The organism is Amycolatopsis sp. NPDC031561 (assembly GCF_055580625.1).
Genome location: NZ_JBVILA010000021.1, coordinates 37,498 through 61,106, shown reverse-complemented (window position 1 = coordinate 61,106; position 23,609 = coordinate 37,498). Strand labels below are relative to the sequence as shown.

Here is a 23,609-nt window from a genome sequence, read left to right as displayed (position 1 = left end):
CACCGGCGTCACTGACTCCGCGTTGGCTGAAACGGCCCCAGTGGACAGCCGGTTCAAAACGCGATCTATCCGTTACCTTTTCGTTACCTTCGGCGGCGGTAGTAGGCGATGCCCAGAGCGATGGTGATCGGCCCCCAGAGCGCGAGCGGGGTGATGCACACCAGCGCCAGTGTTTCCCAGCCTTCGCTGACGTATCCGACGCCTTCGGCCACGCCGAACACGGTGAGCCGTCGGCTGTCGCCGAGTGGGATCGTGGTGAACAACGCGGTGAGGATCAGGCCGCCGAGGACGGCGGGAACGACGGCCGCGAGCGGCCGGACGGGCTTGCCGCCGACGAACGGGATCCATCGGGGCGCCACTTCGCCCCAGCCGCGGACCAGCCCGATCGCGAGGATCGCGGTCACTTCGGTGAGGACGCTGAGTGCGAGGACGTACGGGATGCTGAGCCAGTGGTCCGGCATCCCGCCGTCGTGGATCTGCCCCATTTCGAAGTGCACGGCGAAGGGCAGCCGCCACAGGCACGAGGGCAGCAGGAGCAGCGGGAGCAGGTAGGCCAGGCACATCGCCCAGCGGGGGACGGGGCGTTCGGTGTCACCGGCGGGCGGGGGCAGGTGGAGGAGCTTCATGAGGCTGATCCTGCTGCCGGGAGGCACCGGAAAGATCACTCGCGCGGACAGGGTTCCTCCTCCCCGGGAGGGAGAAAGGCCCGGCCTCGGGGCAGTCGAGGCCGGGCCCGTTCCCGTCGGTCAGGCGTCCACCTTGTCCTTGGGCTCCGCCTCGTCGGCGGTGGGACGGGCAGGCAGGAAGCGCTTGATCAACGGGAAGAACAGGATCAGCAGGATGATCACGTAGACCACGATCGCGAACGGCGTGTTGAACAACCCGGTCAGGCTGCCGTCGCTCAGCTGCAGCGCGCGCCGCATCTGCTGCTCGGCGGCCGGGCCGAGGATGACGCCGATGATCGCCGGCAGCACCGGCAGGCCGTAGCGGCGCATCGCGAAGCCGATCAGGCCGATCACGAACATCACCAGCAGGTCGAAGATGTCCGCGTTGACCGCGTACGCGCCGACACTGGCGAAGAACAGGATGCCCGCGTAGAGGTACGGCCGCGGGATCCGCAGCAGCTTCGCCCACAGCGGCGCCAGCGGCAGGTTCAGCACCAGCAGCAGCGTCAGCCCGACGAACAGCGAGGCGATCAGGCCCCACACCAGCGACGACTCCCGCTCGAACAGCAGCGGTCCCGGCTGGATGCCGTACTGCTGGAACGCCGCCAGCATCACGGCCGCGACCGCGGTGGTCGGCAGGCCGAGCGTCAGCATCGAGACCAGCGTTCCGGCGGCCGACGCCGAAGCCGTCGCTTCCGGACCCGCGACGCCCTCGATGGCGCCCTTGCCGAACTCGTCCTTGTGCTTCGAGAGCCGCTTTTCCGTGACGTACGAGAGGAACGTCGGGATCTCGGCGCCACCGGCGGGCACCGCGCCGAACGGGAACCCGATGAGCGGCCCGCGCAGCCACGGCTTCCACGTCCGCTTCAGGTCGGCGCGCGACAGCCACGGCCTGCCGACCGGGATGGGCTTGAACGCGTTGCGCCGCAGGTGCGCGGCGACCCACAGCGACTCGCCGACCGCGAACAGTGCGACCGCCACGATCACCACGTCGATGCCGTCGGCCAGGTGCAGCGAGCCGAAGGTCAGCCGCTGCTGGCCGGTCATCTCGTCCAGGCCGACCAGGCCGATGGTGAGGCCGATCAGCAGCGACGCCACGCCGCGGATCCGGGAGCTGCCGAGTACCGAGGTGACCGCGATGAACGCCAGCACCATGATCGCGAACAGGTCCGGCGCGCCGATGTCGACGGCGTGCTTCGCGATCACCGGGGCCAGCACGACCAGCGCGATAGTGCCGAGGATGCCGCCGACGAAGTGCCCGATCGCGGCCGCCGCCAGCGCTTGCGCACCGCGGCCCTTGCGGGCCATGGGATTGCCGTCGATCGCCGCCACGACCGCCGCGCTCTCCCCCGGGGTGTTCAGCAGGATCGACGTCGTCGAACCGCCGAACATCCCTCCGTAGTAGATGCCGGCGAACATGATGAACGCGCCCGTGGGCTCCAGCCCGTAGGTCACCGGGAGCAGGAGCGCCACCGCCATGGCCGGGCCGATGCCCGGCAGCACGCCGATCGCGGTGCCCAGCAGGACCCCGATCGCCGCCATCGCGATATGGGTCGGGGTCAGCGCGGTACCGAAGCCGTCGATGAGTTGCTGGAACATCAGAACACCTCCATCAACGGGCCACCGGGGAGCGGGACACCGAGCAGGTTGTTGAAGACCAGGAAGGTCGCGACGGACATGCCCGCCGCGATCAGCGGGTCACGCACCAGGTTCCGGCTGCCGAGCGCGTACGCCGCGCCCCAGAACAGGATCGCGCCCGAGATCGGGAAACCGACCAGGCCGATCAGCGCCGCGTTGGCGAGGAAAGCGGCGCACAGCAACAGAACCGTGCGCAGGTCGGCGGGTTCGGTGAGGTCGATGTCCTCGCCGCCTTCGGCTTCGCCCTTGCCGCCGCGCAGCACGTCGCGCGCCAGCAGCACGGCGACGATCAGCAGCAGCGAACCGACCAGGATCGGCACCGCCTTCGGCCCCACCGGCCCGCGCTGGGCGAAATCGGTGGGAATGCTCAGCGCGTCGGTGAGCACCAGCACGCCGAGCACCAGGAGTACCACGCTCACCCCGAGTTCGGAGCGCTCCTTCAGCCACGTGGTCGTCATGCCAGACCCAGCTCTTTCAGCACCGTTGCCACTCGAGTGTTCTCCTCTTCGAGAAACGAACCGAACTGCTCCCCGGGCGCGAACGCTCCGGTCCATCCGTTGCGCTGCAAGGCTTCCTGCCACTGTGGCGTCTTCTGCAGCCGGTCGAACAGGCTCACCAGCTTCGCGCGGTCCGCGTCCGTGATGCCCGGCGGAGCGACGATGCCGCGCCAGTTGGTGAACTTCACGTCCACGCCGGACTCCGAGAGCGTCGGCGCGTCGACGCCGGGGATCCGCTTCTCGCTGGTCACCGCCAGCACCCGGAGCGTGCCCGCCGCGATCTGGTCGCGGTACTCGCCGATGCCCGAGACACCGAACGCGACCTTGCCGCCGAGGACCGACGCGAGCAGCTCCCCGCCGCCGTCGAACTGGACGTAGTTGACCGCCTTGGGCGCGAGCCCGACGGCCTTCGCCATCAGCATCGGCGCCAGGTGGTCCGGCCCGCCGGGTGACGAACCGCCGCCGACCTGGACCGCGCCGGGATCCTTCTTCCACGCCTCGATCAGCTGACCGATGTTCTGGTACGGCGAATCCTTGCCGACCACGACGATGTCCGACTCTTCGATCAGTTTCGCCACCGGTGTGGTGTCGAGCAGCGACGACGGCGACTTGTTCGTGAACACGCTGCCGACGACGCCGAGCCCCATGGACATGACGAGCTTGCCGTTGCCGCGTTCGGCCACCGTCCGGCCGAGGCCGACCGTGCCGCCGGCGCCGGGGAGGTTGAAGACCTCCGCGTTGCCGAGCAGGTCGGCGTCTTCCATCGCCTTGGTCGCCGTGCGGGCCGTGATGTCGTAACCACCGCCGGGTGCGTTGGGCACGAGTACCCGCAACGACCGGATCTGCGAGCCCTCGTCGGCCTCGCCGCCCGGGGTGAGCAACGGTGGCACCAGCAAAACGGCGACGAGCGCCGCTGCGATGGCCAACCAGTTACTGGGCTTCACTGTGATCCCCGCCTCTCTGCCGCGTGGTTGGACATGTTGCACTCGTGTAAACAGAGATGTCCCGCTTGCGGGCCCAATGGTTGTTGTGGTCGTTTTGGTCACGCGGAGGTGGCGATGGGTGCTCGGGGTTCCTTGGCCCGCCAGCTCCTCGTGTGGCAACTGGTGGTCGTCACCTGCCTACTGTGCGCGGTGGGCGTGCTGGCCGTCACCCAGGCGGGGAACAACTTCCGCACGACGGAGGGGCGCCGGGTGCTTTCGGTCGCGGAGAGTGTCGCCGCGCAGGGGGTCGTGGGCGACCTCGAGAACGGCCCGTTCGAACTCAACGCCCCCGCCGAAACCGCGCGGAGCTTCTCGGGCGTGGACTCCGTCGTGATTGCCGGCGCGGACCGCTATGTGCTGGCGTCACCGGATCCGGGCCAGTTGAGGACGACGCTCGACATCGGCGAGAGCACCGTCCTTTCCGGACGGTCGTGGGTCGGCGAACTGGACGGCTCGATCGTGGCGCACGTCCCGGTGCTCGACGGAAAGGGCGGCACGGTGGTCCGCATGGTCGCGGCGGGCTCGAAGTCGCCCGGGTTCTTCGCGGGCGTGCTCGACTCGCCGGACAACGCCCTGCGGGTGCTGGGGGTCGCGCTGGTGATCGGCGTGAGCGGTTCACTGCTGCTGGCGCGGCGGGTGAAGAACCAGACGCTCGGCCTGGAGCCGCACGAGATCACCGCGCTGGTGGAGAACCGGGAGGCGCTCCTGCACGGGATTAAGGAGGGCGTCGTCGGGCTGGATCCGCAGCACCGGATCACCCTGGTGAACGATCAGGCCCGCGCGCTGCTGGCGCTGCCGGAGGACGCCGTCGGCCGGTCGGTCGAGGACCTCGAGCTCAACGATCGGATCCGCGATCTGCTCACCGGCCGCGCGACCGGCGCCGACCAGATCGTGCTGCGGCAAGGGAAGGTACTGACGCTGAACCGGATGCCGATCGACGAACGAGGGGCCGTGGTCACCCTTCGGGACCGCACCGATCTGATGACCCTGCGGGACGAACTCGACGCCAGCAAACACGCCACCGACACGCTGCGGGCGCAGGCGCACGAGTTCAGCAACCGGCTGCACACCATCTCCGGGCTGCTGGAACTCGAGGAATACGAGGAGGTACGCGGTTACGTCAGCCGGATCAGCTCGGCGCAAGGGGAGTGGCGCGCGGAGGTCGGTTCGCGCGTCGGCGATCCGGCGGTGGCGGCACTGCTGATCGCGAAGGCGTCGCTGGCCGCGGAACGCGGTGTCGGGCTGAGAATGGCGCCGGACAGCGAACTGGACCGCGTCGAGGACGCGCTTTCCACGGATTTGGTGACGGTGCTGGGAAATCTCGTCGACAACGCGTTGGACGCGCTGAGTTCGGCCATGCGGGGCGGCGAACGGGGCTGGATCGAGGTCGGGGTCTGGCAAGAGGAGGACGAGGTGCGGGTGGAGGTCCGTGATTCCGGTCCGGGAGTCGCCCCGGAGATCGCGGAAGAAGTGTTCGAGCACGGCTTCACCACGAAGGCCGCCGCACACGGCCAGCGTGGTCTCGGGCTCGCGCTGATCCGGCAGGCGTGTGTCCGGCGGGGCGGTTCCGTCGAGGTGCACAACGACGACGGTGCCGTGTTCACCGCGAGGTTGCCGCGATGATCCGGGTCCTCGTCGTCGACGACGATTTCATGGTCGCGAAGGTCCACAGTGGATACGTCGCGCGCACGGACGGGTTCGCCGTGGTCGGGGTGGCGCACACCGGCGCCGACGCGATCCGGCTGGCGCGGGAACTGAAGCCGGATCTGGTCCTGCTCGACGTCTATCTTCCCGATCTGGACGGGCTTTCGGTGCTGCGGGAGCTGCGGGCCACCGAGGACGTCGACGTCATCGTGATCACCGCGGCGACCGACGTGGAAACCGTGCGGCAGGCGATGCGGGGCGGCGTTCTGCACTACCTGATCAAGCCGTTCGAGTACGCGTCCCTGCGGGATCAGTTGACCCACTTCGCCACGCTGCACCAGCGACTGGACCGGCTCGCCGAGGCCGGGCAGGCCGACGTCGACCAGGTCTTCGGCGCACGGCCGAGCGCGAAACCGGTGCTGCCCAAGGGGCTCACCGCGGAGACCGCGCGGCTGGTGGAGACCGCGCTGCGCGGCGCGTCCGGCGGGATCTCCGCGAGCGAATGCGCCGAGGCGACCGGCGTCGCGCGGGTGAGCGCGCGCCGGTACCTCGAGCATTTCGTGGCGACGGGGAAGGCCGAGGTGACCCTCAAGTACGGCGGGACGGGACGCCCCGAGCGCCGCTACCTCTGGTCCTGACGCAACTAGAGGACTACTTGCGGGGGGCCAGGAGGCCGTTGAGGACGCCGTAGTCCACGGACTCTTCGAGGTGCGAGTAGGTGCCGGTCGAGAAGAGTTCCCGGGCGCTTTCCCGCGCGACGGCGTACGCGGCCTGGCTGATCCCGGAGCCGACGCTCACCCGCGCGACCCCGAGCGCGGCCAGTTCCTTGACGCTCGGCGCGCCGGGGTGGGCCATCACGTTCACCGGCGCGTCGATGCCCTTGACGAGCGCGGCGATCACGGAGGGGTCGGTGGCGCCCGGAACGAAGATCCCGTCCGCGCCCGCCGCCAGGTACGCGGCCGCGCGCTCCAGCGTTTCCGGCACCCCGCCGAGCCCCCTGAGGAAGGTGTCGATCCGGGCGTTGAGGAACACGTCGCCGTCCGCCGCGCGGGCCGCCTCGATCCGCGGGACCACCTCTTCGGGCGGACGCGGGCCGTCCTCGATGTTGATCCCTGCCGCACCCGCGGCGACCACGGCCGCGACGGTCTCGCCGACGTCGCCGGGAGTGTCCCCGTAGCCGCCTTCGATGTCCGCGGTCACCGGAACCGTTGCGAGGCGGGCGATCCGGGCGATCAGGTCCACCGCGAGGTCGCGGCCGAGCAGGTCGCCGTCGGGCGCGCCGAGGCTCCACGCCACCCCGGCGCTGGTGGTGGCGATCGCGGCGGCGCCCGCGTCCTCGATGAGCCGGGCGCTCGCGACGTCCCACGCGTTGGCCAGCACCAGCGGGCTCGACGGGACGTGCAGGGAACGGAACAGCCGGGCGTTGTCGGTCGTCATGCCGCCATTCCAGCAGTCATGCGACATCCTGGTCTGGCGGTTTTGCGACATCGACGTCGGCCCGGAGTCCGGCGATCAAGCGGGCGAGACCGTACTCGAAGGAGGCGGCCGGATCCTCGGCATGGTCGACAGCCGAGTCTCCCTCGACGTGCTGCTGTTCGTCGATCGCGCAGCCGAGGGTGTACCGGCTGATGGCGAGGATCGCGTGCGTCGCGTCCACTTCGGTGAAGCCCGCTTCCCGTAACGGTTTGATCAGCGGCGTCATCGCCGACCGCTCGGTCGGGCGGGAACCAGCGTGCAGGCGGGCGCCGTCCCGGTAGGACAGCAGCGTGCGGCGGATGGTGCGGGCGCGCCGGGTCAGCCACCCGGCCCAGTCGTCCATCGCCGCGAGATCGTCCAGCGGGGCGAGGTTGTCGTCCAGCATGGTTTCGGCCATCTGGTCGAGCAACGCCTGCTTGCTCTTGAAGTGCGTGTAGAGCGCGGGACCCCGCACGCCGAGTTTCTCCCCGAGCTTGCGCAGGCTCAAGCCGTCCAGCCCGACCTCGTCGAGGAGTTCGAGCGCGGCTCGAACGTAGCCATCCCGTCTCACGACCATGGGCACACTTTCGCTGGTCCGTATCGGACTTGACAACTCCAGTCGATCTTATCACTGTTAAGATCTTAACAGTGATAAGAAAGGCAGGTAGGATGATCGGGCGTGCCGCTGACGAGCGCATTACCCCCGCTTTGTGGGGGATGGCCTCGATCTTGACCCTCGGCGGGTTCCTGTCGATGTTCACCTCGACCGTGGTGAACATCGCGCTCGGCACGATCGCGGCCGGATTCCGTGCCTCGCTCGGTACCGCTCAGTGGGTCGCCACCGGCTACCTGCTCGCGCTCGCCGCGATGGTGCCGGTGAGTGGCTGGGCGGGCCGCCGCTTCGGGACGACCCGGCTCTGGTTGCTGTGCGTCGGCCTGTTCGCGGTGTTCTCCGCGCTCTGCGCGACGGCGACGTCGATCGAGGCGTTGATCGTTTTCCGCGTCCTGCAAGGCGCGGCTGGCGGACTGCTGGTCCCGGCCGGGCAGATCCTGTTCGCGGTGACGGCGGGGCCGAAGCGGCTCGGCCGGATGATGGCCGTGCTGAGCATCCCGATCTACCTCGCGCCGGTGCTCGGCACCCTGTTCGGCAGCGTGCTCGCCGAAGGGCTGGGCGTGCCATGGCTGTTCCTGGTGAACGTGCCGCTCGCGGTGCTCAGCCTCCTGCTGGGCCGGAAATGGCTGCCGAGAGAGACTCCCGCCGGCGCCGAACCGCTGGACTCGCGCGGGTTGCTCCTCACCGTGACCGGGCTGCCGTTGCTCGTCTACGGCGTGGTGGAAACCACCCCGTTCCCGGCGATCGCCGGGGCGATCCTGCTCGCCGTCTTCGTGGTCACCGCGTCACGGTCGCGGGCGCCGTTGCTCGATCTGCGGCTGTTCCGCGACCGCGCGTTCTCCTCGGCCGCCGCCGTGATCTTCGGGATGGGGGTCGCGCTGTTCGGCGCGATGATCGTCCTGCCGCTGTACTACCTCGACGTCCGCCACGAGAGTCTCGTCGCCACCGGGTTCCTGACCGCCCCGCTGGCGCTCGGCACGGTCGCGGCACTTCCGCTGGCCGGCAGGCTGACCGACCGGATCGGCGGTGCCCGGGTGATCTTCGCCGGGCTGATCGTCACGATCCTCGGGACGGTGCCGCTGGCGCTGCTCACCGGATCCGACGACTACTGGTGGCTCTCGGCCGTGCAGGTCGTCCGCGGCTGCGGCATCGGCCTGACCACCACCCCGGCGCTCGCCGCCGGGCTGATGCTGGTGCCCCGGGAGCGGATTTCCCACGCGATGCCGATCTTCGCCATGCTGCAACGGATCGGCGGATCCTTCGGGACGTCGATCCTGACCGCGGTCGTCTCCGCGGGGCTCGCCGCCGCTCCGGGGGCCGCGTCGGCCATCGCGGACACGCATTGGTGGATCGCCGGGATCACCGCGATCGTGCTGATCCCGGCGTGGCTCCTGGTGCGGGCGGAGCGGTCCACAGTGGACTAGAAGGCTTCCGTGGGTTTCTTCCCGCCAGGGCGTCACCAAAGGTTCCGAATGTCGTGAGCGAGTCTTCGCCGTGGCATTCGGGACACCCCGGGGAGAACGCCGTAGGCTCGGCTGAATGAGCACGGCATCCACCACGGAGCATCCGATGGTCGAAACCCGGCACCAGACCCAGTTGCTCACCCTGCTGCGGGACGAGGGCCCGATGTCCCGCGTCGAACTGGGGGAGCGGCTGGAGCTGCCGCGTGCCCGGGTGGGTGCCGAAGTCGCGCGCCTCGCCGAGGTCGGCCTCGTCGAAACCGCGGGTCCGTCGGCGAGCCGGGGCGGAAGGCGGTCGACGCTGGTGCGCCTGGCGGGAGACCTGCGCGTGCTCTCCGTCGACATCGGCGCGACCTCGGTCGGGGTCGCCCTCACCGACGCTTCGTGCGAGGTGCTGGTGCACACCGTCGAGGACTGCGACGTCCGGCAGGGACCGCACGCCGTGCTCAAACGCGTGAGCGCCCTCGCGGAGAAGATCCGCGAAGAGGCGCCGGGCAAGCTGATCGCCGCCGGGATCGGCCTGCCGGGGCCGGTGAGCTTCGCCGAGGGCATGGCGGTCGCACCGCCGATAATGCCCGGCTGGGACCGGTTTTCCGTCCGTGACCATCTCGGCGGACTGCTGGGCTGCCCGGTCACCGTCGACAACGACGTGAACTCGATGGCGCTCGGGGAACGGCACGCCGGGGTCGCCCGCTCCACCGACGACCTGGTGTTCGTCAAGATCGGTACCGGCATCGGCTGCGGGATCGTGCTGGGCGGCAAGGTGTATCGCGGCGTCGCGGGGACCGCGGGCGACATCGGGCACATCCGCCTCGACGACTACGGACCGACTTGCGTCTGTGGTGAGACCGGTTGCCTGGAGGCGTACTTCGGCGGCGCCGCGCTGGCCCGCGACGGACTGACGCTCGCGCGCAGCGGCCGGTCGGCGTACCTCGCCGACGTCGTCGCGGACCGGGGCGCGATCACCGCCCAGGACGTCGGCCGCGCGGCCGCGTCCGGCGACTTCGGCGCGGTCAACCTGATCCGCGACGGCGGGCGGCGGCTCGGTCAGGTGGTGGCCTCGCTGGTGAGTTTCGTTAACCCCGGCATGGTCGTGATCGGCGGCGGCGTGGCGCAGCTCGGCCATCAGCTGCTCGCCGAGATCCGCAGCTCGGTCTACCGGCGGTCGCTGCCGCTCGCGACCGGGAACCTGCCGATCGTGCTGTCCGAGCTGGGGGACGCCGCCGGGGTCATCGGGGCCGCCTGGTCCGCCACGGACCGAGCCTTCACGCTGAGTAGCTGACCGCGCGGAGCGGGAACCGGAAGCGCTGAGTGACCTCCCAGCCGCACGGTGAGCACCCACTCGATTCCGATTAGTAACGTCAAGATCGTACAGACTTTTGCTCGCCAAGTACAAAAGTCCGTACCGATCTGGACGGCTATTCGGGTGACGGCGGGCATTTCTGTCCTGTTGTCACCTTGACGAGTGACACGCACCACCCTACTTTCGCTGGCTAAGTAACAAAGTTTGTTACGGCCGATTCGTAAGTGAGGGCAGTGTGGCCGCGACCGATCCACGCACGGCGAACCTCGCCGCGCTCCTGCGCGCGTTGCGTGGGGGGCCGCTTTCGCGCACCCAGCTCGCGGCGCGCTGCGGGATCACCAAAGCGGCCGTCTCCGGGTTGATCACCGAGCTGTCCGAACGCGGCCTCGTCCGCTCCGCGGGACTGCAGGCCGGCGGCAACGGCAGGCCCAGTCAGCTGGTCGAGCTGAACGGGGCCAGCGCCTACGGGCTCGCGCTCAGCGTCGAGGCCGATCGCTTCGCCGCCGTCGTCACGAGCCTCGACGGCAGCGTCGTCGCCGAGCGCACGGAGACCGCCGACGTCGCCGCGCTCGGTCTCCACCGGAGCATGGACGAGCTCGCCTTCCTCGCCGGGCAGGTGCTGCGCGACGATCTGCCGGTCGGCGTCACGGTGTCCGTCCCCGGCCTGGTCGACTCGGCCGCCGCCGTGCTGCGGTTCGCGCCGACCCTGCGCTGGCGCGACGCCGAGATCGCCGATCTGCTCGCCGCCCGGCTCGGGCTGCCCGCCGACGCCATCGCGGTCGACAACGAGGCCAACCTCGGCGCGGTCGGTGAGGCCGTCGCCGGTGTCGGGTGCGGCGTGCGGGAGCTCTTCTACCTCAGCGGCGGGATGGGCGTCGGCGGCGGACTCGTGTCCGGCGGCGCGATCCTGCGCGGTGCCAGGGGTTTCGCGGGCGAGGTCGGGCACATCACCGTCGACCCGTCCGGCGAACAGTGCCAGTGCGGCCGGGTGGGCTGCCTGGAGACCAAGGCGGGGCTCAACGCCGTCCTGCGCGGCGCCGCCTCACCCGGTGACCCGCTGCACGACCCCGCGCTCGGTGTCGACGGCCGGGTCGGGCTGCTCAAGCACCGTGTCCAGCGCGGCGATCAGCGCGCGGTCGCGGCGGTCTCGGAACTCGGGGTCGCGCTCGGCGTCGCGGTGTCCACCGTGGTCGACGTGCTCGACCCGGACGTCGTGGTGCTCGGCGGCTACTTCGCCGAACTGGGCGAGTGGCTGGTCGAGCCGGTGCGCCGCGAACTGTCCGCGCGTCCGCTCGGGCACGAGCCAGCCTGCCGCGTCGAGCCGTCCCCGCTGGGCACCACCGCCCCGCTGCGCGGCGCCGCACATCTTGCCACCGAACGGCTTTTCGCCGATCCGACGCTCGTTCCGTTCGTCACCCAGGAGGCACCGGCATGACCCTGCTTTCGGTCCGGGGGATCGTGAAGACCTTTCCGGGGGTGCGCGCGCTCGACGGGGTCGACTTCGACGTCGAACCCGGCGAGGTGCACTGTCTCCTCGGCCAGAACGGCGCGGGCAAGTCCACGCTGATCAAGACCCTCGCCGGGGCGCACCGTCCCGACGGCGGCGAGATCTTCTGGCAGGGCGAGCAGGTCACGCTGCCCTCGCCGGTCGCCGCCCTGAAGATCGGGATCGCGACCATGTACCAGGAACTCGACCTGGTACCGGGACTTTCCGTCGCCGACAACATCTTCCTCGGTCGCGAGCGCGCGTCGTTCGGCTTCACGCGGATCAGCGAATCCCGGAAGAAGGCCGCTCAGCTGATGGCCAGGCTCGGGCATCCGGAGATCACGCCGTCGACCGAGGTCGGCAAGCTCTCCGCCGCCGGACAACAGCTGGTCTCGATGGCGCGGGCACTCGCGTACGACGCGAAGCTGCTGGTGATGGACGAACCCACCGCGGCGCTGGCGGGGGAAGAGGTCGACAACCTGTTCCGCATCGTCGGCGAACTGACCGCCGAGGGCGTCGCGATCATCTACATCTCCCACCGCCTCGAAGAACTGCGCCGGATCGGCCACCGCGTCACCGTGCTCAAGGACGGCAAGACCGTTTCCACCGGCCTCGACGCCAAGGAGACGCCGACCTCGGACCTCGTCGCGCTGATGGCGGGCCGCAAGGTCGAGACCGTGTTCGGCCCGCGTCACCAGGAACACGTGGACCCGGACACCGAGGTCCTCAAGGTGGAGAACCTGACCACCGTCGGCGAGTTCGAGAACGTGAGTTTCACCGTGCACGCGGGCGAAGTCGTCGGTATCGCGGGTCTCGTCGGCTCCGGCCGCAGCGAGCTGCTGGAGACGATCTTCGGCGCCCGCAAGCAGGACACCGGTTCGGTGTCGGTCGACGGAGAGCCGGTCCGGCCGGGCAGTGTGTCGGCGGCGGTCAAGGCCGGGATCGGCCTGGCGCCCGAGGAACGCAAGAGCCAAGGGCTGTTGCTGGACCTGCCCGTCGTGCACAACGTGACCCTGGCGAGCCTCGGCAAGTACGCGACGTTCGGCTTCACCGAGCGGTCGCGGGAACTGGAAGACGCCGGGGAAAGCCTGCGGCGGCTCGATCTCCGGCCCGCCGACCCGCACCGGATCATCCGCACGCTGTCGGGCGGCAACCAGCAGAAGGCGGTGCTCGCGCGCTGGCTGGTCCGCGGCTGCCGGGTGCTGCTGCTGGACGAGCCGACGCGCGGGGTCGACGTCGGCGCGCGGGCCGAGCTGTACCGGCTGATCGAGGAACTGGCCGCGACCGGGGTCGCGATCGTGCTCGTCAGCAGCGAGATCCCCGAAGTACTCGGACTGTCCGACCGGGTGCTGGTGCTGCGTGAAGGACGTGTCCTGGCTGAAAAGCCGTCTGCGGAGCTGACAGAGGCGGATGTGCTCGACGTGATTCTCGAGGGGAGTGCGGCGTGACTGACCAAGCCGAGTCGGTGCGAACGGGAACCGCCGGGAAGGAACCCGTACCACCCAAGCTCGTGTCCAATAAAAGCAAGGGGCTCGCCTTCTCACTCGATTCCCGGCTGCTCGCGCTGACCGGGGTGCTGGTGATCCTGTGCGTCGTCGGGAGCGTGACCCGGCCCGACCAGTTCTTCACCGAAGGCAACATCTCGACGATCCTGCGGCTCGCCGCGGCCATCGGCGTGGTCAGCGTCGGGATGACGTTCGTGATCATCGCCGGCGGCATCGACCTCTCGGTCGGGTCGATCGTGGCGCTTTCGAGCGTTTGGCTGACCACACTGGCCACCCAGTCCTACGGCCCGTGGGTGATGATCCTTTGTGGACTCCTCGTCGGCCTCGGCTGCGGTCTGGTCAACGGGATCCTGGTGTCCTACGGGAAGATCGTGCCGTTCATCGCCACCTTGGCGATGTACGTCTCGGCCCGCGGGCTCGCGGAACGCATCAGCGGCCGCCGCACGCAGGTGGTCTCCGAGGCGGGTTTCCTCGAGTTCTTCCGCGGTGACCTGCTCGGCATCCCGGTGCTGATCTGGATGTTCGCGCTGGTGTTCGCGGTCGGCTGGGTGGTGCTGAACCGCACCACGTTCGGCCGCCGCACCTTCGCCGTCGGCGGCAACGCCGAGGCGTCGCGCCTGGCGGGCATCAACGTCAAGCGGCACACCGCACTCGTCTACGGCGTCGCCGGCCTGTGCTGCGGCATCGCCGCGCTGATGGTCGTCGCCCGCACCACCGCGGGCGCCTCGACCAACGGCATGCTCTACGAGCTCGACGCCATCGCGGCGGTCGTCATCGGCGGCACGCTGCTCACCGGCGGCCGCGGCTCGCTCATCGGCACCCTGATCGGCGTGCTGATCTTCACCGTGCTGTCCAACATCTTCACGCTCAACAACCTGGACACCGACATCCAGAACATCGCCAAGGGCGTGATCATCGTGCTGGCCGCGCTACTGCAGTTCCGCTCCGTGAAGAAAACCAAGACGAGTACTTGATCACCGTGGATGGAGAGTCGTCATGACCGAACAATCCCTGCATCGCCGCCGTTTCCTGCTGGGAGGCGCGGCCGTCGGAGCGGGTGCGCTGCTGACCGCGTGCACCTCGAACGAGGCACCGGCGCAGAACAACGCCGCCAACGTGGCCAACGCCGGGGCCAACTCGCAGCCGGGAACCCCGGTCACCATCGGGTTCTCGGCCCCGGCCGCGGACCACGGCTGGATGGCCGCCATCACGAAGAACGCCCGCGCGCAGGCACAGAAGTTCAGTGAGGTCACGCTCAACGCGACCGAGGGCACCAACGACGTCAACCAGCAGATCTCCCAGGTGGAGACGCTGATCAACGCCAAGGTCAACGTCCTGGTGATCCTGCCGTTCGACGGCAAGGCGCTCACCGCGGTCGGCCAGCAGGCGATGGACGCCGGTATCCAGGTGATCAACCTCGACCGCGTCTTCGACACCCCGCTCGCGTACCGCACCTGGATCGGTGGCGACAACTACCGGATGGGCGTCAACGCCGGGAACTACATCGCCCAGCAGATGAAGGCGAAGAACATCGCGAGCCCCGTGATCGGCGAGGTCGCCGGGATCGACTCACTGCCGCTGACCCAGGAACGCAGCAAGGGCTTCAAGGACGCCTTGGCCCGTCAGGGTTTCGCGGTCGGCCCGCGGGTCTCCGCGGAGTTCACGCCGGAGTCGGGCGAGAAGCAGACGTCGAACCTGCTGCAGTCCGCGCCCAAACTGGACGCGCTGTGGAACCACGACGACGACCAGGGGGTCGGGGTCATCGCGGCGATCAACAACGCCAACCGCAAGAACTTCCTGATGGTCGGCGGCGCCGGGTCGAAGAACGCGATGAACCTGATCAAGTCCGACGCCGAGCCGCTGAAGGCGACGGTGCTCTACAGCCCGTCGATGGCGTCTTCGGCGATCTCGCTCGCGCGGCTGCTCGGCCAGGGCAAGGGCGCCGGTGACTTCGCCGAGCACGAGATCCCGGCCGAGATCACCACGTACTCCGCGGTGGTCACCAAGGAGAACGTCGACAAGTACATGGACGTCGGCTTCGACTCGTAAGACCCGCGTACCCGACACACGCAAGCGGACCTAGGAGGGGCATGAGCACGGCAAAGGAAACGATCGGGATCGGCATGGTGGGCCACGCGTTCATGGGTGCGGTGCATTCGCACGCGTGGCGCAGCGTGCACCGGTTCTTCACACCGCCGCTGATCCCGAGACTCGCCGTGCTCGGCGGCCGTGACGAGGTGCGGGCGAAGGCCGCGGCGGAACGGTTCGGCTGGGAAGACGTCGAGACGGACTGGCGCGCGTTGATCGCCCGTGACGACGTCGACCTGGTCGACATCTGCACGCCGGGCGACAGCCACGCCGAGATCGCGATCGCCGCGCTCGAGGCCGGGAAGCACGTGCTGTGCGAGAAACCGCTGGCCAACACCCTCGCCGAAGCCGAAGCGATGGCCGAGGCGGCGGCGAAGGCCCGCGCGAACGGCGTCCGGTCGATGGTGGCCTTCAACTACCGCCGGGTGCCCGCGCTCGCGCACGCCAGGAAGCTGGTCGCGAGCGGGGCGCTCGGCGAGATCCGCCACGTGCGGTCGGTCTACCTGCAGGACTGGCTGTCCGATCCGGCGTCGCCGATGACCTGGCGGCTGCACAAGGACAAGGCGGGCTCGGGCGCGCTGGGCGATCTCGGCGCGCACATCGTCGACGCGGCGCAGTTCGTCACCGGTGACACGATCACCGGGGTTTCCGCGCTCACCAACACCTTCGTCAAGGAGCGGCCGGACGGGAACGGCGGCACCGGGCAGGTCACGGTCGACGACACCGCCCTGTTCCTCGGCCGGTTCACCAATGGCGCGGTGGCGAGTTTCGAGGCCACCCGGTTCGCGCTGGGCCGCAAGAACGCGATGCGGCTGGAGGTCAACGGGTCGAAGGCGAGCCTCGCGTTCGACTTCGAATCGATGAACGAACTGTCCTGGTTCGACGGTGGCCAGCCCGCCACCGAAGCCGGGTTCCGCCGGATCCTGGTCACCGAACCCGAGCACCCGTATGTCGGGGTGTGGTGGCCGCCGGGGCATCTCCTCGGCTACGAGCACACCTTCACCAACGAGGTCGCCGACCTGCTCTCCGCGATCGGCGACGGCACTGATCCCGAACCGTCCTTCGAGGACGGGCTGAGGGTCCAGCAGGTCTTGGACGCGGTCGAACGCAGCGCGTCCGAAGAGTCCCGGTGGACCGGTGTGCCCGGCGTCACTGTGAAGGGAAGTAGCTGAGGACATGGAAGAAAACTGGGGAGGCGGAGTGGTAACAGCAGCGTAGATCCAGCCGAAAGTCGCATGGACGTACATCAGTGCGACTTGGTTCGATCCGAAACGTCCGACCATCCGATGGTGAACACAGTTGGCGTTTTCGGGTTCTGGAAAGGTGGAGAAATGCCTGCTCACGAGCGTACGGGCATCTGGTTGATCGGGGCGAGGGGGTCTGTCGCCACGACCGCGGCGGTGGGGCTGCTCGCCCTCCGCGCGGGGGTGACGGGCGGTGGCGGTTGCGTCACCGAACTGCCCGATTTCGCCGGGGTTCCGTTGCCGGGCTGGGACGATCTGGTCCTCGGCGGGCACGACATCGTGCACACCCCGCTGGAGAAGCGGGCCGAACAGCTGGCGCACGCCGGCGTATTCGGGCACTCGGTGTTCTCGGCGGTCCGGTCCGGGCTGGCCGAAGTGGACGCCGAGATCCGCGACGGCTACCACCCGGCGACGCATACGGGTGCCCAGTCCGACGCGGCCGCCCGGCTCACCGCGGACATCCGAGCTTTCGCCGACCGGCACGACCTCGCACGGGTCGTCGTGGTCAACGTTTCCTCCACCGAGGCTCCGTGTCCCCACCTGCCCGAGCACGACGACCTCGACGCGCTCGAAACGGCCATGGCCGATCCGGCACGGGCGGTACTGCCGTCCAGCTCGCTTTCGGCCTACGCGGCACTGAAAGCGGGGGCTCCGTACGTCGAGTTCACGCCGTCGGCCGGGATCACCCTGCCCGCGCTGCGGGAGCTCGCCGAACGGGAAGGCCTGCCGTACGCGGGTTCCGACGGCAAGACCGGCGAGACCCTGCTCCGCACCGTCCTCGCGCCGATGTTCAGCGCGCGGGCGCTGAAGGTCCGTTCCTGGGCGGGCACGAACCTGCTGGGTGGCGGTGACGGCGAGACTCTGGCCGACCCGGTGACCGCGAACAGCAAGCTGGAATCGAAGGCACGCGGGCTCGCCGCGCTGCTCGGCGAGGACGTCACCGCGCCACTGCACATCGACAACGTGCCCGACCTCGGCGAGGTCAAGACCGCGTGGGATCACGTGTCGTTCGAGGGTTTCCTCGGCGCGCGCATGAGCCTGCAGTTCACCTGGACCGGCTACGACTCCGCGCTCGCGGCGCCGCTGATCCTCGACCTCGCCCGCCTGGTCACCACCGCGCACGCCGCGGGCCGGAGCGGCGCGCTGACCGAACTCGGCTTCTTCTTCAAGGACCCGCTGGGCAGCGACGAGCACCGCTTCGCCGAGCAGTCCGCCCGCCTGATCACCTGGGCGGCCGCCCTGTGAAGGCTTACGTAGAACTCGTGCGGGCGCCCGCCGCGCTCACGGTGCTCGGTGACACGGTCGCCGGGTCCGCTGCGGCGGGGCTCAAGATGACCGGGCGACGGTTGCTGCTGCCGTTGTCCTCGGTCGCCTTCTACTGGGCCGGGATGGCCCTCAACGACTGGGCGGACCGGGAGCTCGACGCCGTGGAGCGTCCCGAGCGGCCGATCCCGTCCGGGCGGGTGAGCGCGGGCGCGGCGCTCACCACCGGCGCCGCGCTGACCGCGGCCGGGCTCGGCCTGGCCGCGCTCGGCGGCGGCCGCCGCGCGATGAAGGTCGCGGTCCCGCTCGCGGCCGCGGTGTGGGCCTACGACACCGTGCTCAAGCCGACCCCGGCCGGACCGGTGGCGATGGCGGCCTGCCGCACGCTCGACGTCCTGCTGGGCGCGGGGGACGAACCTCGCCGTGCTCTTACCGCCGCGGCTGCCGTGGGGGTCCACACGCTCGGCGTCACCGCGTTGTCCACCGGTGAGGTCCACGGTGGAAGCCCGGCGACGGCCCGTGCCGCGCTCGCCACGAGCTGTGCGGCGACAACGTTGGCATTGAGCGGTCCCGCCCGCGGCGGCTGGCACCGCGCGGCGTCTCTGGCGGCCGGTTCGGGCTACGCGGGCCTGGTCGGCCGTGCGCAGGCGGACGCCGTTCGCGATCCGTCGGCGAAGTCCGTGCGCTCGGCGACCAAGTCCGGCATCCACGGCATGGTCCCGTTGCAGGCGGCGGTCACGGCCAAGGGTTCGGTGCTGGGGGCCGCGCTGGTCGCGGCCGCGCTGCCGCTCGCCCGCAAGCTGTCGCGGAAGGTGAGCCCCACATGAGTTTCTCCCTGGGATACGGCACCAACGGGTTCTCCAACCACCGGCTCGACGACGCGCTCGCCGTCATCGCGGACCTCGGGTACACCGGGGTCGCGCTGACGCTGGACCACGACCATCTCGACCCGTTCGCCGACGATCTGGCGCGACAGGTCGACCACGTGGCGTCCCGGCTTTCGGCGCTCGGCCTGAACCGGGTCGTCATCGAGACGGGCGCGCGGTACCTGCTCGACCCGTGGCGCAAGCACTCTCCGACGCTGCTGTCGGACGACCCCGCGCTCCGGATCGACTTCCTGGCGAAGGCTTTGCAGATCGCGGGAGACCTCGGCGCGGACTGCGTCTCGTTCTGGTCCGGTGTGTCCACTGTGGACAACGACGTGGCCTGGTCCCGGTTGCGTGAGGGTGTCGCGGCGGTCCTGGAGCACGCCGCGCGGCTGAACGTCCGGCTGGCCATGGAACCCGAGCCCGGTCACCTCGTGCAGCATCTCGGCCAGGTCTTGGACCTGCGCAAGGAGCTCGGCGAACCGGAACTGTTCGGTGTCACGCTCGACGTCGGGCACTGCGTCGCCGTCGAGCCGGTGGACGCGGCCGAATGCGTCCGCCTCGCCGGTCCGCTGCTGTGGAACGTGCAGCTGGACGACATGCTGCCGAAGGTCCACGAGCATCTGGAGTTCGGCGACGGGCAGCTGGATCTGCCCGCGACGTTGGGGGCACTGGCGGAGATCGGCTACACCGGACTGGCCGGGGTCGAACTGCCCCGGCACAGCCACGCCGCGCCGGACACCGCACGACGCGCCTTCGAGGCGTTGACCGCGGCCATGCCGGAATCGTGGCTGGACAAGGCGGAAAGCCGGATCCGGGAAAAGCCGTCGGTGATCGGCGGGCTCTTCCCGGCGGTCGGCCGCAAGGTCGGGCGGGCGGCACTGCGACCCGCCGCGGATCCGCAGGGGCTCGTCCACGGCACGGTCGACGACCGGGCCCGCGTCCGGCTCATCGCCGTGCTGGCCGACGCCCTCGACAGTTCGGCGCTGGCCGCCGAACTGCGGGACCTCTACCGCTACGGCGACGACGCCGAGCGGCGCGGCGTACTGCGGGCGCTCGGTTCGCTGGAGTCCCCGGCCGCCGAAGTCGTCGACGCCGGTGTCCACCTGGTCCAAGACGCCTTGCGGGCCAACGACATCCGGCTGGTCGCCGCGGCCATGGGGGCTTTCGCCCGGTTCCTGGACGACCACACCTGGCGCCACGGCGTCCTCAAATGCGTTTTCGTCGGTGTTCCCCTCGCCGCCGTCGCGGAGCTCGAAACCCGCGCGGACGACGAGCTGAGGCGCATGCTCGCCGATTTCGCCGACGAACGCAGGGCGGCCGGACGTGACGTTCCCGCCGACGCCCTCTCATTGCTCAAGGAAGGCCACTGACCGTGCGCATCTTCGATCCCCACATCCACATGTCCTCCCGGACCACCGACGACTACGAAGCCATGTACGCGGCCGGTGTCCGCGCGCTGGTCGAACCCGCGTTCTGGCTGGGGCAGCCGCGCACCAGCGTCGGCTCGTACACCGACTACTTCGACGCGCTCATCGGCTGGGAACGGTTCCGCGCCGCCCAGTTCGGCATCCGGCACCACTGCACGATCGCGTTGAACCCCAAGGAGGCCAACGACCCTCGCTGCCGTGAGGTGCTCGACGTGCTCCCGAGGTACCTGGCCAAGGACGGCGTCGTCGCGGTCGGCGAGGTCGGCTACGACTCGATGACCAAGGAAGAGGACGAGGTCTTCGCGCGGCAGCTGGCGATGGCCCTCGAACACGATCTGCCGGTGATGGTGCACACCCCGCACCGCGACAAGCTCGAAGGCACCAAGCGCACCCTCGACGTCGTCCGGGAGGCGGGTATCGCGCCGGAACGCGTCATCGTCGACCACCTCAACGAGGTCACCGTCAAGCTGGTCAAGGATTCCGGTGCCTGGATGGGCTTCTCCATCTACCCGGACACCAAGATGGACGAGCACCGCATGGTCGAGATCCTGCGCCAGTACGGCCTCGACAAGATGATCGTCAACTCGGCCGCCGACTGGGGCCGCTCGGATCCGTTGAAGACCGCCAAAACCGGGCAGGCGATGCTCGACGGCGGGTTCACCGACGCCGACGTCGACAAGGTGCTGTGGCAGAACCCGGTCGCCTTCTACGACCAGAGCGGGCGGCTCACCCTCGACCCGCTGCCCGGTTTCACCGGTGAGGCGGAGACGTTCGAGGGCAACTCGGTCCTGCGAGGTGCCCGCAAATGATCTCCTACTGCACGAACGTCCACCCCGCCGAAGACGTCGACGGCATCGTCGCGCAGCTGGAGCGGTACGCGCTCCCGGTGCGTGAGCGGCTGGGCGCCGACAAGCTCGGCGTCGGACTGTGGCTCTCCGCGCCGGTCGCGCGCGGACTCGCCGACGACGCCGGAGCGCGCAAGGCCTTCCGCGCGGAACTGGACGCCCGCGGGTTGTCCGTCTACACGCTGAACGCCTTCCCGTACGGCGGTTTCCACGACAACGTCGTCAAGCACGCGGTCTACCGTCCCGAATGGACGAACAGCGACCGGGTCGCCTACACGATCGACTGCGTGACCGTCCTCGCGGATCTGCTCGCCGAGGACGCCGCTTACGGCAGCATCTCCACGCTGCCGCTGGCTTGGCGCGAGCCGTGGACCGAGCACGACGACCACCGGGCGGCCGAGGCATTCGGACAGGTCGTCCAGGCGATCCGGGCCACCGGTGACCGGCCGATCCGGCTGGCGGTCGAACCCGAACCCGGCTGTGTGCTCGACACCGTGGCCGACGCGCTGGGCTGGCTCTCGGGCCGCGTCGACCCGGAGTACGTCGGGCTGTGCCTGGACACCTGTCACCTCGCGGTGTCGTTCGCCGATCCGGCGGAAACCCTCAAGGCGATCGCAGAGTCCGATGTGGACATCGTCAAGGTCCAGGCCTCCGCGGCGCTGCACGTCGAAAAGCCCGCCGAGGCGGCGGAAGCCCTGGCCACCTTCGCCGAGCCGCGCTATCTGCACCAGGTTCGGGAGCTCGGCGCGGACGGTGTCGTGCACAAGGCCGACGACCTGCCCGAAGCCTGGACGGAGTTGCCGGGGGAAGGCCCGTGGCGCGTGCACTTCCACATGCCGCTGCACCAGGCCCCGGCCGCGCCGCTCGCCACCACCACCGACGTCCTGCGCACGGTCGCCGCCGGGCTGCCCGGCGAACCGCACATCGAGGTCGAGACCTACACCTGGAGCGTGCTCCCGGACGCGGGCGACCTCGTCGGCGGGATCGCCGCCGAACTCGAATGGGCCAAGGCGAACCTTGTCCGGGAAGGGGTTTCCGCGTGAAGCCGCTGGTCGTCATCGACGTCGTCGGGCTCACCCCGAAGGCGTTGCGGGACATGCCGAACCTGTCAGCCGTCGCCCGCGACGGCTGGCAGGCCGAACTGGGCACGGTGCTGCCCGCCGTCACCTGCAGCGCGCAGTCGACGTTCCTCACCGGGCTCATGCCCGCGCAGCACGGGATCGTCGGCAACGGCTGGTACTTCCGGGAACTCGGCGAGATCTTCCTGTGGCGCCAGCACAACCGGCTCGTCGGCGGCGAGAAGCTCTGGGAGACCGCGCGGGCGGCGCACCCCGGCTACACGTCGGCGAACGTGTGCTGGTGGTACGCGATGGGGATGAGCACCGACGTCACGGTGACGCCGAGGCCGATCTACCACGCCGACGGCCGCAAGTCGCCGGACGCCTACGTGCGCCCGCCGGAACTGCACGATCAGCTGACCGGAGCGCTGGGGGAGTTCCCGCTCTTCCAGTACTGGGGCCCGACGGCGTCGATCAAGTCGAGCAAGTGGGTGATCGGCGCGTCCCGGCAGATCCTGCGCGAGAAACGGCCTGACCTGCTGCTGACCTACGTCCCGCATCTGGACTACGACCTGCAGCGCTTCGGCCCGGACGCTCCTCAGGCGGCGCTGGCCGCGCGGGAGCTGGACACCGCGCTCGCGCCGCTGCTCGACGACGCCCGCAACGCCGGGGCGACCGTGGTCGTGCTCAGCGAGTACGGCATCACCAACGTGGACCGCCCGGTCGACATCAACCGGGCGCTGCGCCGCGAGGGCCTGCTGGAGGTCTACACCCAGGCGGGGATGGAGTACCTCGACCCGTGGGCGTCGCGCGCGTTCGCCGTCGCCGACCACCAGGTCGCGCACGTCTACGTCCGCGACTCCTCCGACGTGGAGCGAGTGCGGTCGATCGTCGGGGAACTGACCGGTGTCGACGAGGTCCTCGACCGTGAGGCACAGGCGAAGTACGGGATCGACCACGAACGCGCCGGCGACCTGGTCGCGGTCGCGGAGCCGGACTCGTGGTTCACCTACTACTACTGGCTCGACGACGAGCGGAAGCCCGACTTCGCGCGTGGCGTCGAGATCCACCGCAAACCGGGTTACGACCCCGCTGAACTGTTCTTCGATCCGGAGGACAAGTTCGCCAAGGCGCGGGCCGGACTCAACCTGGCGAAGAAGTTCGCCGGGCTCCGGTACGCGATGGACGTCGTCCCGACCGACCCGCGCTGGGTGCGCGGGTCACACGGGCGGCTGCCGGATTCCACAGAGGACGGTCCGGTGCTGCTCTGCAGCGATCCGGCCTTCCAGCCGTCCGGACGTGTGGGAGCGACCGACGTGCATCCGCTGCTGTTGTCCCTGCAAGGCCTGAAATAGGAGGTGGCGTAGTGGTGTGGTCGGCCTGTGTCGCGAAAGCCACTTTCGCAGCACCTCACGTCAGCTCCGTGACGGGAGCGCTTCGGTCCAGCGGGTCGGGGGGGGGGGGGGGGGGGGGGGGGGGGGGGGGGAACCCCCCCCCCCCCCCCCCCCCCCCCCCCCCCCCCCCCCCCCCCCCCCCCCCCCCCCCCCCCCACCAACCAACCCCCCC

Annotated in this window: 21 protein-coding genes; 15 read left to right on the top strand and 6 right to left on the bottom strand. The window is 69.8% G+C overall.

All coding sequences use genetic code 11. The features are described 5' to 3' along the window. Nucleotides 1-83: 83 nt before the first annotated feature. The 4 genes from ACZ5IK_RS32525 to ACZ5IK_RS32510 all read right to left on the bottom strand — a co-directional run bounded on the left by ACZ5IK_RS32525 (nt 84) and on the right by ACZ5IK_RS32510 (nt 3,726). The gene (locus ACZ5IK_RS32525; RefSeq protein ID WP_465491202.1) at nt 84-626 is read right to left on the bottom strand and encodes a hypothetical protein; all 543 of its coding nucleotides are present in this window, start codon (nt 624-626) and stop codon (nt 84-86) included. A 120-nt stretch (nt 627-746) separates the two neighbouring features. Next, a complete protein-coding gene (locus ACZ5IK_RS32520) occupies nt 747-2,264 on the bottom strand; it encodes a tripartite tricarboxylate transporter permease (RefSeq protein WP_101612751.1) in 1,518 nt (505 codons plus the stop codon). After that, the gene (locus ACZ5IK_RS32515; RefSeq protein WP_465491201.1) at nt 2,264-2,761 is read right to left on the bottom strand and encodes a tripartite tricarboxylate transporter TctB family protein; all 498 of its coding nucleotides are present in this window, start codon (nt 2,759-2,761) and stop codon (nt 2,264-2,266) included. Before ACZ5IK_RS32515 ends, ACZ5IK_RS32520 begins: the two co-directional genes overlap by 1 nt. Continuing rightward, on the bottom strand, nt 2,758-3,726 hold the full coding sequence (locus ACZ5IK_RS32510) for a Bug family tripartite tricarboxylate transporter substrate binding protein (RefSeq protein WP_101612753.1): 969 nt from the start codon (nt 3,724-3,726) through the stop codon (nt 2,758-2,760). The genes ACZ5IK_RS32515 and ACZ5IK_RS32510 overlap by 4 nt, the downstream gene beginning before the upstream one ends. A gap of 132 nt (nt 3,727-3,858) precedes the next feature. Between ACZ5IK_RS32510 and ACZ5IK_RS32505 the strand changes: the two genes are divergently transcribed. Both ACZ5IK_RS32505 and ACZ5IK_RS32500 read left to right on the top strand, forming a co-directional pair. Then, on the top strand, nt 3,859-5,406 hold the full coding sequence (locus ACZ5IK_RS32505; RefSeq protein ID WP_465491200.1) for a sensor histidine kinase: 1,548 nt from the start codon (nt 3,859-3,861) through the stop codon (nt 5,404-5,406). Next, the gene (locus tag ACZ5IK_RS32500; protein ID WP_465491199.1) at nt 5,403-6,065 is read left to right on the top strand and encodes a response regulator; all 663 of its coding nucleotides are present in this window, start codon (nt 5,403-5,405) and stop codon (nt 6,063-6,065) included. Before ACZ5IK_RS32505 ends, ACZ5IK_RS32500 begins: the two co-directional genes overlap by 4 nt. A 13-nt stretch (nt 6,066-6,078) precedes the next feature. Here ACZ5IK_RS32500 and ACZ5IK_RS32495 read toward each other — a convergent pair whose 3' ends face one another. Then, nucleotides 6,079-6,864, bottom strand: coding sequence for an isocitrate lyase/PEP mutase family protein (locus ACZ5IK_RS32495; protein WP_465491198.1), 786 nt, complete (start codon nt 6,862-6,864; stop codon nt 6,079-6,081). Nucleotides 6,865-6,880: 16 nt separating this feature from the next. Continuing rightward, nucleotides 6,881-7,459, bottom strand: coding sequence for a TetR/AcrR family transcriptional regulator C-terminal domain-containing protein (locus ACZ5IK_RS32490; protein WP_465491197.1), 579 nt, complete (start codon nt 7,457-7,459; stop codon nt 6,881-6,883). A 140-nt stretch (nt 7,460-7,599) separates the two neighbouring features. On the opposite strand from ACZ5IK_RS32490, the gene ACZ5IK_RS32485 reads away from it, so the two are divergent. The 13 genes from ACZ5IK_RS32485 (at nt 7,600) to ACZ5IK_RS32425 (ending at nt 23,398) form a co-directional block, all read left to right on the top strand. After that, on the top strand, nt 7,600-8,919 hold the full coding sequence (locus ACZ5IK_RS32485; RefSeq protein ID WP_465491196.1) for a DHA2 family efflux MFS transporter permease subunit: 1,320 nt from the start codon (nt 7,600-7,602) through the stop codon (nt 8,917-8,919). Between the two features lie 115 nt (nt 8,920-9,034). Beyond that, nucleotides 9,035-10,237, top strand: a complete 1,203-nt coding sequence (locus tag ACZ5IK_RS32480; RefSeq protein ID WP_465491195.1) for an ROK family transcriptional regulator — start codon at nt 9,035-9,037, stop codon at nt 10,235-10,237. Between the two features lie 256 nt (nt 10,238-10,493). After that, on the top strand, nt 10,494-11,693 hold the full coding sequence (locus ACZ5IK_RS32475) for an ROK family transcriptional regulator (protein ID WP_465491194.1): 1,200 nt from the start codon (nt 10,494-10,496) through the stop codon (nt 11,691-11,693). Further along, nucleotides 11,690-13,192: a sugar ABC transporter ATP-binding protein gene (locus ACZ5IK_RS32470; protein WP_465491193.1), complete on the top strand. Its 1,503-nt coding sequence runs from the start codon at nt 11,690-11,692 to the stop codon at nt 13,190-13,192. Before ACZ5IK_RS32475 ends, ACZ5IK_RS32470 begins: the two co-directional genes overlap by 4 nt. After that, entirely contained in the window at nt 13,189-14,223 is a 1,035-nt protein-coding gene (locus ACZ5IK_RS32465; protein ID WP_465491192.1) for an ABC transporter permease, read from the top strand. The genes ACZ5IK_RS32470 and ACZ5IK_RS32465 overlap by 4 nt, the downstream gene beginning before the upstream one ends. Before the next feature lie 22 nt (nt 14,224-14,245). Further along, the gene (locus ACZ5IK_RS32460) at nt 14,246-15,298 is read left to right on the top strand and encodes a substrate-binding domain-containing protein (protein ID WP_101612763.1); all 1,053 of its coding nucleotides are present in this window, start codon (nt 14,246-14,248) and stop codon (nt 15,296-15,298) included. A gap of 41 nt (nt 15,299-15,339) precedes the next feature. Further along, complete coding sequence (locus tag ACZ5IK_RS32455) at nt 15,340-16,509, top strand: Gfo/Idh/MocA family protein (RefSeq protein WP_465491191.1); 1,170 nt, start codon at nt 15,340-15,342, stop codon at nt 16,507-16,509. A 159-nt stretch (nt 16,510-16,668) separates the two neighbouring features. Then, nucleotides 16,669-17,826, top strand: a complete 1,158-nt coding sequence (locus tag ACZ5IK_RS32450; RefSeq protein ID WP_465491190.1) for an inositol-3-phosphate synthase — start codon at nt 16,669-16,671, stop codon at nt 17,824-17,826. Beyond that, a complete protein-coding gene (locus ACZ5IK_RS32445; RefSeq protein ID WP_465491189.1) occupies nt 17,823-18,671 on the top strand; it encodes an SCO3242 family prenyltransferase in 849 nt (282 codons plus the stop codon). Before ACZ5IK_RS32450 ends, ACZ5IK_RS32445 begins: the two co-directional genes overlap by 4 nt. Next, a complete protein-coding gene (locus ACZ5IK_RS32440; RefSeq protein ID WP_465491188.1) occupies nt 18,668-20,083 on the top strand; it encodes an EboA domain-containing protein in 1,416 nt (471 codons plus the stop codon). The genes ACZ5IK_RS32445 and ACZ5IK_RS32440 overlap by 4 nt, the downstream gene beginning before the upstream one ends. Before the next feature lie 2 nt (nt 20,084-20,085). Further along, a complete protein-coding gene (locus tag ACZ5IK_RS32435; protein ID WP_101612768.1) occupies nt 20,086-20,949 on the top strand; it encodes a TatD family hydrolase in 864 nt (287 codons plus the stop codon). After that, nucleotides 20,946-22,028 (top strand): metabolite traffic protein EboE, encoded by a 1,083-nt coding sequence (gene eboE / locus ACZ5IK_RS32430; RefSeq protein ID WP_465491187.1) that lies wholly within the window; start codon nt 20,946-20,948, stop codon nt 22,026-22,028. The genes ACZ5IK_RS32435 and eboE overlap by 4 nt, the downstream gene beginning before the upstream one ends. Beyond that, nucleotides 22,025-23,398 carry an alkaline phosphatase family protein gene (locus ACZ5IK_RS32425; RefSeq protein WP_465491186.1) on the top strand — a complete coding sequence of 458 codons (1,374 nt, stop codon included), beginning with the start codon at nt 22,025-22,027 and terminating at the stop codon, nt 23,396-23,398. The genes eboE and ACZ5IK_RS32425 overlap by 4 nt, the downstream gene beginning before the upstream one ends. Nucleotides 23,399-23,609: the final 211 nt, after the last annotated feature.

Bases quoted from the DNA above. Each gene is read 5' to 3' on its own strand.
- ACZ5IK_RS32525 (WP_465491202.1), bottom strand. From the start codon at position 626: ATGAAGCTCCTCCACCTGCCCCCGCCCGCCGGTGACACCGAACGCCCC.
- ACZ5IK_RS32520 (WP_101612751.1), bottom strand. From the start codon at position 2,264: ATGTTCCAGCAACTCATCGACGGCTTCGGTACCGCGCTGACCCCGACC.
- ACZ5IK_RS32515 (WP_465491201.1), bottom strand. From the start codon at position 2,761: ATGACGACCACGTGGCTGAAGGAGCGCTCCGAACTCGGGGTGAGCGTG.
- ACZ5IK_RS32505 (WP_465491200.1), top strand. From the start codon at position 3,859: ATGGGTGCTCGGGGTTCCTTGGCCCGCCAGCTCCTCGTGTGGCAACTG.
- ACZ5IK_RS32500 (WP_465491199.1), top strand. From the start codon at position 5,403: ATGATCCGGGTCCTCGTCGTCGACGACGATTTCATGGTCGCGAAGGTC.
- ACZ5IK_RS32495 (WP_465491198.1), bottom strand. From the start codon at position 6,864: ATGACGACCGACAACGCCCGGCTGTTCCGTTCCCTGCACGTCCCGTCG.
- ACZ5IK_RS32490 (WP_465491197.1), bottom strand. From the start codon at position 7,459: ATGGTCGTGAGACGGGATGGCTACGTTCGAGCCGCGCTCGAACTCCTC.
- ACZ5IK_RS32485 (WP_465491196.1), top strand. From the start codon at position 7,600: ATGGCCTCGATCTTGACCCTCGGCGGGTTCCTGTCGATGTTCACCTCG.
- ACZ5IK_RS32480 (WP_465491195.1), top strand. From the start codon at position 9,035: ATGAGCACGGCATCCACCACGGAGCATCCGATGGTCGAAACCCGGCAC.
- ACZ5IK_RS32470 (WP_465491193.1), top strand. From the start codon at position 11,690: ATGACCCTGCTTTCGGTCCGGGGGATCGTGAAGACCTTTCCGGGGGTG.
- ACZ5IK_RS32460 (WP_101612763.1), top strand. From the start codon at position 14,246: ATGACCGAACAATCCCTGCATCGCCGCCGTTTCCTGCTGGGAGGCGCG.
- ACZ5IK_RS32455 (WP_465491191.1), top strand. From the start codon at position 15,340: ATGAGCACGGCAAAGGAAACGATCGGGATCGGCATGGTGGGCCACGCG.
- ACZ5IK_RS32450 (WP_465491190.1), top strand. From the start codon at position 16,669: ATGCCTGCTCACGAGCGTACGGGCATCTGGTTGATCGGGGCGAGGGGG.
- ACZ5IK_RS32440 (WP_465491188.1), top strand. From the start codon at position 18,668: ATGAGTTTCTCCCTGGGATACGGCACCAACGGGTTCTCCAACCACCGG.
- eboE (WP_465491187.1), top strand. From the start codon at position 20,946: ATGATCTCCTACTGCACGAACGTCCACCCCGCCGAAGACGTCGACGGC.